Here is an 11,588-nt window from a genome sequence, read left to right as displayed (position 1 = left end):
GTCAGTGCGCCTCGACCGTGCCGGCCGACGACTCCACGGCCCTCGAGTCGGCAGCGCTCGATTCCACAGCCCTCGCTTCGCCAGCCCCGGGGACGCCGCGGCCGCGCAGTCGTTCCCGCACGAACAGTGCACCGAGGGTGAGGACGGCGCCGGCGGTCGGCACGATCATCAGCAGGAAGATCGTGCGGGCATCCATTCCGGCCGCGATCAGGGCGGCGCCCAGGGTGGGCCCGGCAATGGACCCGATGCGCCCGATTCCCATGGCCCAGCCGATGCCGGTCGAGCGTGCCGCTACCGGGTAGATCGAGGCGGCAATCGCGATGATGCCCGCCGAGCTGCCGGATATGCCGAATCCCACGATGCAGATGGTGATCAGCAACAGCGTGGAGTTCGCCAGGAACATCGCGACGGCACCGATGAACAGGGCGCCGAGCGTGTAGCCGGCCATCACCACCGCGTAGGCGGCGTCCGACCCCCGGGATCGAGCCCACGCGGTGCCGACCCGGTCGGTGATCCACCCGATGGACAGCGCTCCGGCCATGCCGCCGAGGTTGAACAGCGCCGCGGCGAGGATCGCGTTGGACGGGCTCTGCCCGGCCTGGCTGAACAACGACGGCATCCATCCGAACAGGAAGTAGATCACCAGGAAGTTGATGACGAACACGACCCACAGCAGCACCGTGTCGAGCGCCCGGCCTCCGGCGAAGAGTTCCCGGATGGGCGATTTGGTGGCCACGGCGGTATCCACGGTGAACGTCACCGATCCGGTGACGTCCGCCTGCGGGGCGATCGCCGAGAGGATCTTCGCGGCGCCGGCGTGGTCGCCGCGGGCTGCGAGGAACTTGCCCGACTCCGGGAGTCCGGCCCACGCCAGTGCCGCCACGATCAGCGGGAGAACGCCGCCGGCCACGAAGATCGACTGCCAGCCGTATGCCGGGATCAGTTGTGCGGCGGCGAGTCCGCCGAGGAAGCCGCCGAGTGACATGCCCGCGACGACGATGGTGACCAGGGTAGAGCGGCTGCGCGCGGGGCTGTATTCACTGGTCAGGGCGATCAGGTTCGGGGTGACACCACCGAGTCCGATTCCGGCGAGGATGCGCAGCACGATCAGCACACCCATGGATGGTGCGAATGCGGACGCGAGCGTGAACACCGCGAACAGCACCGTGCACAGCAGGATTACCCGGCGCCGGCCCCACCGGTCGGCGACGGGACCGAACAGCAGGCTGCCGACGACCATCGCGCCGCTGCTGAGGGCCAGGAGCAGTCCGAACGAGGCCTTGGACAGTCCCCAGTCCTCGGACAGTGCGGGAATCGCGAAGCCGATCAGCTGGGCGTCCATGCCGTCGAGGATCGCGAGCGCCAGGCACAACCCGATGGCGCGTTTCTGGAGGGCTGACACCGGTGCGGTGTCGATGAGTTGGGAAATGTTTATTTCACGAGTTGGGGCCACGACGTGAATTCCTCTCGGAAGGGGGAACCGCGGGGGATGAAGCCTCGAGCTGAGCGGACACGCCTCAGACCGGTGTGATGGTGCCGTCGACGGCGAGTGCGTCGACGGGCACCTCGGGAAAGCGTTGGCGCAGAGACGGCTTGGCGAGTTTGCCGGAGAAGGTGCGCGGCAGGGGTTCGCCCAGCGCGACGGCGTGCTTGGGACGCTTGAACTTCGCCAGGTTCTCGCCGGCGACCTCGGCGATGTCGGCGACGATCTCCTCTGCGGGACGCTCACTGTGGAACACCACCATCGGCACTTCCCCCCAGCGGTCGTCCTTGACGCCGATGACCGCGAGGTCGACCAGTCCCTCGATGCCGTGCAGTGCCTTCTCGATCTCCGCGGGATAGACGTTCAGGCCCCCGGAAATCAGCATGTCCTTGCTGCGATCGACGATCTTCAGGAATCCGCCCTCATCCTGCATGCCGAGGTCGCCGGTGCGCAGCCACCCGTCTGCGAGGGTCGCCTCGGTGGCCTCGGGCTTGTTCCAGTACTCCCGCAGAACGTGCTCGCCGCGGACCAGGATCTCGCCGACCTCCCCGGCCGGGGTGTCGACTCCCGGATCGCCGATCCGGACGTGGGTGCCGACCAGCGGCAGCCCGGCGAAACCCGGGCGCGACACGGCGTCCTCGTAGGCAAGGGTCGACACCATGCCGGACGCCTCGGTCAGGCCGTAGCACTGGGTGAGTGGGATGCCGTGCGAACGGTAGAAGTCGAGGAGGTCCAGGCTGACCGGCGCTCCGCCCGTGCCGGCGAAGGTGAACTTCGCGAGCGTGCGGGTGCCGAAGTCGGGCAGCATCGTCATCCGTTCCCAGATCACGGGGACGGTGGTGGTGGCCGTGATCTGCTCCCGCTCGAAGGTGTCGAGGGCGATCTCGGGGTCGTACTCGCGGAGCAGGACCATCGTCGCGCCGGGCACGACGACGAGCTGCATGAAGATCGACAGGATCGAGCCGGTGTACACCAGCGGGGCCGAGCACAGCACCCGGTCCCGGGACGAGAAGCCGAAGGTGATCGACTGCGAGATGCCGGGCGTCATCGCATTGCGGTGGGTGATCAGGGCGCCCTTCTGCACACCGGTGGTCCCCGACGTGTAGCAGATGAATCCGGGGTCGTCGGCGTCGATGGCGACGACGGGCGCGGTCCCGGGGTCGATCAGCCGCTCGTACGGCTGGTGGCCGGTGCCCCCGATCGCGTAGGTCTCGAACTCCGCTTCCTCTGCGGCGACCTCGAGGAGCGACGCGAAGTCGTCCTCGACGATCACCACGCGCGGCGCGGAGTCGACCACCATCGGCGCCAGCTCCTTGGCGGTGAGCCGGAAGTTGAGCGGGACGCTGATGGCGCCGAGCTTCAGCGTCGCGAGGATGACATGCGCGAGTTCGGGGCGGTTGAGCATCATCACGGCGACACGATCGCCCTTGCGGACGCCGCGGGCCGCCAGTCCGCGAGCAAGCGCATCGGTGATCGCGTCGACCTCTGCCCAGGTCTGCGACGTGTCCCCGAACACGATCGCCTGCTGCTGCGAACGAGTTTTTCCCCAGAACCGGGTCAGGTCCGCGAGATTCATCTGTGCTCCTCGTTGTCGTCAGCCGGTCGTCCCGGCCGCGGCGTCGATGGGTGTGATCACCCTCACTGCGTGTCGTAAACCTAACAGTTGTAGGCATGGTGCGCAATGTCCGATTTGGGAGTTCCCGCGGCTCGGCATCGACCCTGTGGTTGTGACGAAAACTGCACCCACACAACATATTTCGCGTGGGCGTCGTTCGCTGGGATATGCGCCGGAAGCAACCGGCGAAAGTCATCTACCGGGGTGCTCGCGCCGGGTCGGTCGCCGCCGCAATTTGCCGGTCGTCGTACCGCGCCACCGCCCGCAGCACCTCCGTGGTATCCGCGCCCACGACCGGCGGCACGGCGGGCGCGAATTTCTCCCCGGCGACGCGCACCGGGCTGGCAATGAACTCGAGCTCACCAACCCCCGGGTAGTCGACCCGGTAGGTGTTCTCCCGCGCTCGGAAGTGCGGGTCCGCGAGCATGTCGGCGACGCTGTTGACCGGGCCACCTGCGATGCCGTGGTCCAGGAACAGCTGCACCCACTCGGCGCGGGTGCGCTGCGCGAATATTTCCGTCAGCGCCCGCCACACCAGATCCGCGCGAGCCGGGGCGCCGTCGTCCGTGCTGGTGAGATCGACGCCGATCAGGTCCTCGCGCCCGACCGCGACGAGGAAGTTGTGCCAGAACTTGTCCACGTGCGACCCGAACAGGATCGCCTCGCCGTCGCTGGTGCGGTAGGCCTCGAGCCGTGGCCAGTCGGGCAGTCGCCCGTCCGGCAGCCAGGTCGGACGGGGAATCGAGCGGTCCTCGTTCAACGCCGCATCCACGAGGTCCGGCATCCACGCGGCGGCGACATCGATGCCCGCCACCTCGACATGGCATCCCTCGCCGGTGGCGCCGGCCTTGTGCAATGCGGCGAGCAGTCCCATCGCCCCGTATGCGCCGAGCGCGTACATCGCGATCGGAGGCGCGGTCGATCCCGCCATGCCCTCGGTCGGCGGCTGCGCGGGAGTGGAAACCTCGCGGAGCCCGGCGTACGCGTCGAACACCGGGCCACCCGTGCCGAGACCGCGGTACGGGCCATCGGTGCCCATGCCCGACACCGTGCACAGCACGATCTTCTGATTCACCTGTCGCAGTTGCTCATAGCCGATACCGAGCCAGTCGAGATATCCGCCTCGCATGCCCTCGATCACCGCGTCGCACGAACGCGCAAGGTCGAGGAAGGCCTGCTTTCCCTCGGGGGTGCGCAGATCGAGCGCAACGCTTCGCTTTCCGCGATTCCAGCGCAGGTGCATGAACGCCGGACCGTCCTCGCCTCCGACGGCACGGCTGCCACCGACGCGCACGGGATCCCCGAGTGGGCCGGACTCGATTTTGATCACGTCGGCACCCAGATCGGCGAGGTGCCCGCCGAGCGATGCCGGCGCCAGCTGCGCGACCTCGAGAATCCGAACTCCGTCCAACAGCGAGTAACCACTCATGAACTCTCCTCCACTCCCCGACCGGCGGTCAGCGAGACATTGTGTGTCTGACCACGTTTCAGCTCGATCCAGAGTCCCTCGACTTCGGCTACGAGGACGTCTCCGTGATACATCGCACCGCGCATGAAGCGCTTGCGGCCATCCTGGCCGGCGAATTCGGCCTCCACCCGCAATTCGACGCCGAGCGGGGCGGGAGCGCGGTAGTCGACGCGCAGGTATGCCGTCCGCGCCCACGGTCTGCCGGAACTGTTGGCGAGGCGCGCGAGAATCTCGTCGAAGATCAGCGGCGTCACGCCACCGTTCATCGCATATCGCCCGGAATGGAATCTACCGACGGTGACGTGCCCACGCGCTCGCGTCTCGGTCACCTCATCGACGTGGAGGGGTGGCGAGAGCGTGTGACCTCGCCCGGGAAGATCCCAGCGTCGGCCGGAGATCTGCTCGTCCTCATCGACCTCGAACTCCGCGAGCCGCGCCGCGAGGTCACGCAGCGTCCGCGCAGCGCGACCCGCAGTTTCCGGGTTCGGGCGGCTGCGGGTGACAGCCTCCTGCACGGCGCGCAGGGCCTCGGTCAACTCGGCGAATTCGTCGTCACTGTCGGTGGTCGGTTCGAACGGGTCGTCCCAGCTGGGACTCCAGATGTCTTCGCGCGCCCCGACGGTGGCGTCCATCCGGACCTCGCTTTCCGTGGAGAGGAGTGGCGACCTGCGGGTCATCGGACCCGACTTTCGAAGTACGGGCTGAACATCTCCTCGACCGGACGCGGTCGCAGCGTCGTGCGCGACACCGTGTTCTCCCGGTCGTATCGGCTCCGCAGACCCTGCCCGGGCCCCTCGAGCAGCAGCGCTTTGATTTCGCGCATCGATTCCGGGGGCTGCGCCGCAATCTGTTGGGCCGCCTCGAGCGCGGTACCGAGGACGTCGCCGTCGGCCGCGTACCGGGAGACGAGCCCCATTCGGAGGGCCTCCGCGCCGGACACTGCTCGTGAGGTCATCAGCAGATCGCGGGTTTGTCCCGCGCCGATCAGCGTGTCGAGTACCCAGGTCAGATTGGCGCCGCCGTACTTCGCCGCGGTGACGGTGATGCGGGTGTCGGGGCCACCCACCCGCAGATCCGAACACACCGCCAGCAGGGTCCCCGCGCCGTAGGCCATTCCGTGGACAGCGGCGATGGTGGGTTTGGGAAACGTGAAGTACCTCCACAACAGCTCGTCCCGTTCGAGCATGCTCAGAGTGCCGGCGTCGGGAGTCATCGCCCGGAGTTCCTTCAAGTCGTATCCGGCGGAGAACGCCGCCGGACCCTCTCCCGCCAGCACCACGACCCGAACGGCCTGATCGGCCGCCGCGTCCGTGAGCGCGGCATCGAGTTCGCGCTGCAGCCCGAGCGAGATCGCGTTGTGCACGTCCGGCCGAGCGAGGTCGAGCTGCAGTACGCCGGGAGCCGGCGACGAACGACGCAGGTCGCCCGGCGTCATCTCACACCGCCGACCGTCGCCTCCTCGCGAGCGACCTCCTCGGCATCCCGGGTGATCATCTTGTGGAAAACCTGACCGGGCAGCTCGTTCCGTCCGTAGATCAGCTCGTCGACCTGGCCGTGCGCCGCGTTGGCCGTGATCGTCTTCGTGACGAACCAATCCTCGGCGTGCAGTGTCTCCATGAGGAGTTCCCAGTTCTTGTCGAGGATCCGCTTCTCGCGCGGGGTCTCGGGCTCCTTCGGCGAGAGGAGCCGAATGGTGCAGTACGACACGTTGGGATCTTCGGTGTCGGGCACGATCGTCCAGATCTCGAAGTGGTTGGGCTCCGTCACGAGCATGGTGCCGGGGTAGATCGTGTAGTTCGCCAATGAGTAGTCGCGGACGTCGAAGGAGTCCGGATCTGCGTCCCGAACCTCGGTGATCGATTTGCGGGCCACGACGATTCGCCACGAGCGGTCGACAAGGTCGTATGCCGTGATGTTGCCCTCGAGGTAATTGCACACGGTCTTGGTGTGCAACTGGCAGAGGTGGTACGAGTCCTGGACCCCGTCGACGGCGATCTTCCAGTTCATGTCGAGTTTCCAGGTCTCCTTCCGCACCTGGAACGACTCGGCCATTCCGGTCGCCGTCACCTCCGCGTCGTGCTTGGCGCCGAGGATTCCGGCGATGTCGAGATCGGCGCCGACTGTCGGAACGACCCAGACCAGGCCGTGCCGCACCTCGCAGGGGAACTCGACGAGCCCGTACTGCGAGCGGTCCATGCCGTCGAAGCCTTCGGCGTGCGGCATTCCCCGCAGATCTCCGCCGCGGCCGTACGCCCAGTTGTGATACGGGCAGCTGAAGATGCGCTTACAACCCGATTCGTCGAACTCCACCTTCGAGCCGCGGTGCCGGCAGACGTTGGAGAAGGCCTTGACGCTGCCGTCCGTCTGCTTCACCACCAGTAGCGGCGTGCCGATCAGCTCGGTGGTGACGAAGTCGCCCGCCTTCTTCAGCTCGTCGACGTGGGCGACGATGTGCGGCAGTCGCCGGACCACCTTGCGTTCACGTTCGGCGAGTTCCGGGTCGGTGAACACTGAGAACGGCACTCGAAGCAGGTCGTCCGCGTAGTCGGTGCTGTTGTTGTCGACATGTGCGATCAGCCGCTCGGTGAGTGTGATCTTGTCTTCTCGCTCCATACACCGAGAGTGGCACATGAGACATTCGTTGTCTAGCGTCTCAAGCAGAATTGTGGCGGTACTGTTTCCTGGTGGCTGCAAGGACTGGAAACGACCCCGCGACCGACGTCCGCACGACAATCCTCACCGCGGCGGAGTCGTGCTTCGAACGCTTCGGAATCACGAAGACGACCATGGAGGACGTCGCGCGAGCGGCGGACATGTCCCGCGCAACCGTCTACCGGTACTTCTCGGACCGAGAAAGTCTGATCATCGAATCGGTCGCACGGCGTGCCCGCATGAACATGACGCCCGCGCGCGCCTTCATCGCCAAGTGGCCCACGATCGAGGAGCGACTCGTCGAGGGCATCTGCCAGAACGTGGAGAGCGGTCTGCGCGACCCCATGGTTCACCTTCTCGTCTCCCCGTCCGAGATGACCCTGGCGAACTCACTGCTGACCACGTCGGGGAAGGCCGTCGAACTGACGAGTGAACTGTGGGAGCCGATACTGCGTGAAGCGCAGGAGGCCGGCGACATCCGCGCCGACATCGACCTGACACTGCTCTGCGAATGGATCTCGGAACTCGAAATCATGTGTATCAGCCAACTCAACGGCGGCACCGGCTCACTGGAACGATTCCGAGAGAAGATCCGCACCTTCCTGATCCCCTCGCTTCTGCCTGCCGGCGACTGAGTACGCGATCTACGCCGCCGCCGGCAGTGGGCCCCGATGTCGGCCTACCGTGGCGCCTCGTCACCGTCGAGAGCCGTGCCGATTCCACTGATTTCGGTGATCTTCCACTCGTTTTCCCTGTCGAGGGTCATCTTGTAGGTTGCCGTCGACTGGATCCCGTCGGGCGCCTGGCTGTTCTTCGTCAGGACGCTGACGAAGCAATCCACCGAATAGGTTCCGTCCGGTCCCGGTTCGGCCTTCGCCGAGATAGGTTGTGCGCTCGACGTCCATTGGAGCGGAGCAATGATCTGCTCCATCGAGGTCGCCGCCTGCGAGAGGCGATTCGACAGTTCCGGGGCGGTACCTGCCGTCAGCCGTGTTCGCCATGCGGGCAGGTCGCGGAAATCCATTTCGGCGGCCCCGGTGGCGTAGTCGAGGGCGATCCGTTCTGCCTCCTGCTGGTTCGCCGCAGCATCGTGGAGTTGTCCCAGCTCGTTCGTCGTGTTCCGAAGTTGCCACCCGAGCAGCGCGAGTGCGACTACGAGAATCGTGATCAGTCCCCCGATGACCACGGAGCGTAGGGGGACGTTCCGGGGTCCGGTACGCACGTCCGCCGAACGCTCACGGCGGGAATGGTCGCTCTCGGGGGCAGTGGTATCGGATTTTGTGAGTTCGATGGTTTTCTGCATCGTTCGCCTTTCGCTGGGCTGCCCGATCGCCAGGGTGAACGATCGGTTGCGTCTCGTGTCCGGCCGTGTTTACGGTCCGGAAGGGCTGAGATGGACTGTCAGAGCATCCCCGGAAGTGGTGGACGCCATCACATTGTCGAGTAGCCGCCCCACGTCGACGGTCCGCATCGCGGCCGCTCCTGCCTGGACCGAGGGGAGAAGATTCACTCCGATCACCTGAAGATCCGGGGCGGTGCGGTCGAGGAAGGTTTGCAACTCCCCGATGAAAGGACTTGCTCCATAGGCGATCCCGTCGCGCAGCGGGCCCTTCTCGGTGGCGAACCGGATTCCGCCGAGCACGTCGTGGAACCCGCTTCCGAATTCGGCGACGATCGGTGTCGCACCCCGCAAACCCTCCGGGACGGTAGTGGTCTCCATCAGCAACGGTTGCAGCGTGTCGAACAGCGTCGTGAGATTGTCGGACTGCTGGGTGAGCGTCGCTGCGAGCAACTCGCCGGCACGCGTCAGATTGTTCAGGACCGCGAAGTCGTCGGGCAATGCCACGTCGATCGTGTCGAAGATCGCCTGTACGCGCGCGGGCTCCACCTGTTCGAGCAGTCTGGTCAGGCGCTCCGAGAGCTCCTTGAACGTCGTCGGCACCACCACCTGCGACGCCGGGACGGTGTCTCCTTCCCCGAGATACGGTCCCGCGTCGGAAGAGGGCAGCACGGCGAGATACGGTTCGCCCAGTGCCGACAGATTGTCGACGCGGAACTCGCTGTCGGCGGGGATCGACCGATCACTCTCGTAACTCCATGAGACCTCGATGTGATCTGCAGAGGCCGTCATGTCGCTGATGTGCCCGATCGCCACCCCCCGCAGCAAGACACGTGAGCCGACCACGAGTCCGTTGGTGTCCGGCACGTCCAGCGTGGCAGTGCGCACCTCCTCGAACCGGCCTACATGCAAACCCGCCCGGTCCATGTAGAGGAACGACAGCACGGCGATCACCACCATGCCGAGTATCGACAACGGCGTCTTGACAGTCATTTCACCGCTCCCAGCATGCGCAGCAGGTTCTCCGCGTCGGCCACGATCTGGTCTCCCCCGGCAGATTCGATACCTTCGATCTCAACGGACGGTTTCTGGGCGAACGGCACCAGTCTGTTACGCAGAAAGCGCGACAACACGACGGTCGTGTCCGGCGCCTCGTCCCAGACTCCCCGAGCCACGTCTCCCGTGTCGGCCAGGGAGTTCAGCATGGGAACCATCCACAGTCCGCCTTCGTAGACGCTGCCGACCGACGGCAGGATCTGGCCGATGTGGGACACGACCGAGATCGCGAGTCGCCGCCAGTAGTGAACGCTGGAACTGTCGAAGATGGCGGATAGGGCGTCGGTGCGGTCGTCGAAGGACAGTGCGGTCTCGTTCAGCCCCGTCAACATCCGATCGATCTCCTGCGTCCGCGTAGCGAGGTCGTCCATGTCCAGCGCCGCCACGGACGCCACGTCGCGGACGGCCGGGAGCGGCGGCACCACGGAGTTCACCCGGGCCATCACGTCCTCGATCCGCTGGATACTGCCGCCGTTGACGAAGTTCGCCAGCACGGCGATGGTGTCCTCCAATTGTGGTGGCGAGATGGTGCGCTCGACGGGGATCGTGCCGCCGGCGGGCAGATATCCGGTCGAGTTCTTCTCGCCGTCATCGGTGACGGCGATGTACGTGTCACCCAGCAAAGTGTCTTGTCGGACGATCGCCCTCGCATCGGCGGGAATGCGTGTGCCGCTGCTGATTCCCGCCGACACGGTCACAGTTGATTCGGATACCTGGAGGGAACGAACCTCCCCGACCCGAAGTCCGTCCATCACGACGTCGGCGCCGGCAGGCAGATTCATCACGCTGGTGAACTCGAGCGACAGATCGTAGGTTTCCCCTACGCCGCCGCGGACCGACGGCAGATCGTCCGGTCCCAGGGAACATGCCGGCATTGTCAGCACCACCGCACTCACGGATACCACGCCCAGAAGCTGACGCGCTCTTCTCGACCGGTTCATCTCAGTTCCTTCCTGCCAGGACTTGGTCGAGTAGCCGAGTGATCGGCACCTCGGTTCCGGCGGTCGTCAGTGCCACGGTCGGTGGCTGATAGCCAATGGTGAGCGCGCCGTCGCGCGTTGTCTGCTGTGCGAGGAACGGGATGACCGACGGTATCGTCGAGATCAGGCCTGCGATATCGTTCGATCGCGTCGCGGCCAGCTTCAGGGCGTCGGTCGCCGGTCCGTGCACGAACGGCCAGATGTCGGCCCCGTAGTTTCGCTGGATATCGTCCAAAGTTGCTACCAGCCAACCTATTCCCTCGCAGACCTCGATGACTCCGGGCCACAGATCGATACCCGCGGCCACGACTGCGGGCATCTGCTCCACGATCGATCGAATCGAACTCCACCGACGTAGCGCTTCATCCGTCAGTGGAGCCATGTTCGCGATCGACGAGCCGATGTCGGCGATGAGTTTGTCCGGATCGGCCGCGGCCGCGGCCGCATGCCTCATCATGTCTGCGGCGTTCTCCCCCTGTCCGCGGAGCGCTTCGTCGAGACCGAGCACTGTCGCCCGAATGCTCTCCTGCCCGTCGTCCGGTGCGATCGCATCGATGAAATCAGCAGCCGAGCCCGCGATTTCGGAGATGCTCTTCGGGGTGTGGCTGTGCTCGAGCGAAATGCATTGTTCCGGCTCGAGCATCGGGCCGGATGCGTAGTTGCCGACCAATTCGAGGCTCCGATCAGCCAGCAACGACTTCGAGCGGGTGACCGCTCTGACATCGTGCGGATAGGACCGGTCGCTCGCGAGCGAAAAGGTGACCTGCACGTGGTCACCCTGCGGTTCGATACTTTCGACACGGCCGACCTCGTACCCCATCTGGGTGACAGGGTTGCCGGCGTAGAGGCCGACTGCGTCCGGCATGAACGCACAGAAAGTCGTCCGGTCTGCCGGTTCTCCCGTCGTCGCTACTGCCACACCGACGCCGCCGACAACGGCGGCCGCACAGATTACAGCCAGCGTCTTGACCCTCGATCCGAAGTTGTCGGTCATC

At 65.8% G+C, this 11,588-nt stretch carries 11 protein-coding genes; 1 reads left to right on the top strand and 10 read right to left on the bottom strand.

The annotated features are described in order from the left end of the window. Position 1 precedes the first annotated feature (1 nt). The 6 genes from L1080_RS30505 to L1080_RS30480 all read right to left on the bottom strand — a co-directional run bounded on the left by L1080_RS30505 (position 2) and on the right by L1080_RS30480 (position 7,179). Entirely contained in the window at positions 2 to 1,453 is a 1,452-nt protein-coding gene (locus tag L1080_RS30505) for an MFS transporter (protein ID WP_250770002.1), read from the bottom strand. A 64-nt stretch (positions 1,454 to 1,517) separates the two neighbouring features. After that, entirely contained in the window at positions 1,518 to 3,059 is a 1,542-nt protein-coding gene (locus L1080_RS30500) for a class I adenylate-forming enzyme family protein (RefSeq protein WP_250770005.1), read from the bottom strand. Between the two features lie 235 nt (positions 3,060 to 3,294). After that, positions 3,295 to 4,527: a CaiB/BaiF CoA transferase family protein gene (locus L1080_RS30495; RefSeq protein ID WP_250770007.1), complete on the bottom strand. Its 1,233-nt coding sequence runs from the start codon at positions 4,525 to 4,527 to the stop codon at positions 3,295 to 3,297. Further along, the gene (locus L1080_RS30490; protein ID WP_250770145.1) at positions 4,524 to 5,198 is read right to left on the bottom strand and encodes a PaaI family thioesterase; all 675 of its coding nucleotides are present in this window, start codon (positions 5,196 to 5,198) and stop codon (positions 4,524 to 4,526) included. The genes L1080_RS30495 and L1080_RS30490 overlap by 4 nt, the downstream gene beginning before the upstream one ends. 41 nt (positions 5,199 to 5,239) lie before the next feature. Next, the gene (locus L1080_RS30485; RefSeq protein ID WP_250770010.1) at positions 5,240 to 6,001 is read right to left on the bottom strand and encodes an enoyl-CoA hydratase/isomerase family protein; all 762 of its coding nucleotides are present in this window, start codon (positions 5,999 to 6,001) and stop codon (positions 5,240 to 5,242) included. Next, the gene (locus tag L1080_RS30480) at positions 5,998 to 7,179 is read right to left on the bottom strand and encodes an aromatic ring-hydroxylating oxygenase subunit alpha (protein WP_250770014.1); all 1,182 of its coding nucleotides are present in this window, start codon (positions 7,177 to 7,179) and stop codon (positions 5,998 to 6,000) included. The genes L1080_RS30485 and L1080_RS30480 overlap by 4 nt, the downstream gene beginning before the upstream one ends. 71 nt (positions 7,180 to 7,250) lie before the next feature. Here L1080_RS30480 and L1080_RS30475 point away from each other — a divergent pair, with 71 nt between their 5' ends. Continuing rightward, complete coding sequence (locus L1080_RS30475) at positions 7,251 to 7,853, top strand: TetR/AcrR family transcriptional regulator (RefSeq protein WP_109333647.1); 603 nt, start codon at positions 7,251 to 7,253, stop codon at positions 7,851 to 7,853. 44 nt (positions 7,854 to 7,897) lie between these two features. Here L1080_RS30475 and L1080_RS30470 read toward each other — a convergent pair whose 3' ends face one another. The 4 genes from L1080_RS30470 to L1080_RS30455 all read right to left on the bottom strand — a co-directional run bounded on the left by L1080_RS30470 (position 7,898) and on the right by L1080_RS30455 (position 11,587). Then, complete coding sequence (locus tag L1080_RS30470) at positions 7,898 to 8,521, bottom strand: hypothetical protein (protein ID WP_159923782.1); 624 nt, start codon at positions 8,519 to 8,521, stop codon at positions 7,898 to 7,900. Between the two features lie 69 nt (positions 8,522 to 8,590). Then, on the bottom strand, positions 8,591 to 9,550 hold the full coding sequence (locus tag L1080_RS30465; protein ID WP_250770017.1) for an MlaD family protein: 960 nt from the start codon (positions 9,548 to 9,550) through the stop codon (positions 8,591 to 8,593). Next, positions 9,547 to 10,554 (bottom strand): MlaD family protein, encoded by a 1,008-nt coding sequence (locus L1080_RS30460; protein ID WP_159923778.1) that lies wholly within the window; start codon positions 10,552 to 10,554, stop codon positions 9,547 to 9,549. Before L1080_RS30460 ends, L1080_RS30465 begins: the two co-directional genes overlap by 4 nt. A 1-nt stretch (position 10,555) precedes the next feature. Then, the gene (locus L1080_RS30455; protein ID WP_250770020.1) at positions 10,556 to 11,587 is read right to left on the bottom strand and encodes an MlaD family protein; all 1,032 of its coding nucleotides are present in this window, start codon (positions 11,585 to 11,587) and stop codon (positions 10,556 to 10,558) included. Between the last annotated feature and the right edge of the window lies 1 nt (position 11,588).

This window comes from Rhodococcus sp. MSC1_016, from assembly GCF_023667485.2.
Taxonomy (GTDB): domain Bacteria; phylum Actinomycetota; class Actinomycetes; order Mycobacteriales; family Mycobacteriaceae; genus Rhodococcus_F; species Rhodococcus_F oxybenzonivorans.
Note: the sequence above shows the minus strand (reverse complement) of the source record. Positions and strands in the feature narration are given on the sequence as shown.

Coding starts and splice junctions, on each gene's coding strand:
- L1080_RS30460 (WP_159923778.1), bottom strand. CDS start 10,554: ATGAACCGGTCGAGAAGAGCGCGTCAGCTTCTGGGCGTGGTATCCGTG.
- L1080_RS30490 (WP_250770145.1), bottom strand. CDS start 5,198: ATGGACGCCACCGTCGGGGCGCGCGAAGACATCTGGAGTCCCAGCTGG.
- L1080_RS30500 (WP_250770005.1), bottom strand. CDS start 3,059: ATGAATCTCGCGGACCTGACCCGGTTCTGGGGAAAAACTCGTTCGCAG.
- L1080_RS30455 (WP_250770020.1), bottom strand. CDS start 11,587: ATGACCGACAACTTCGGATCGAGGGTCAAGACGCTGGCTGTAATCTGT.
- L1080_RS30465 (WP_250770017.1), bottom strand. CDS start 9,550: ATGACTGTCAAGACGCCGTTGTCGATACTCGGCATGGTGGTGATCGCC.
- L1080_RS30485 (WP_250770010.1), bottom strand. CDS start 6,001: ATGACGCCGGGCGACCTGCGTCGTTCGTCGCCGGCTCCCGGCGTACTG.
- L1080_RS30470 (WP_159923782.1), bottom strand. CDS start 8,521: ATGCAGAAAACCATCGAACTCACAAAATCCGATACCACTGCCCCCGAG.
- L1080_RS30495 (WP_250770007.1), bottom strand. CDS start 4,527: ATGAGTGGTTACTCGCTGTTGGACGGAGTTCGGATTCTCGAGGTCGCG.
- L1080_RS30480 (WP_250770014.1), bottom strand. CDS start 7,179: ATGGAGCGAGAAGACAAGATCACACTCACCGAGCGGCTGATCGCACAT.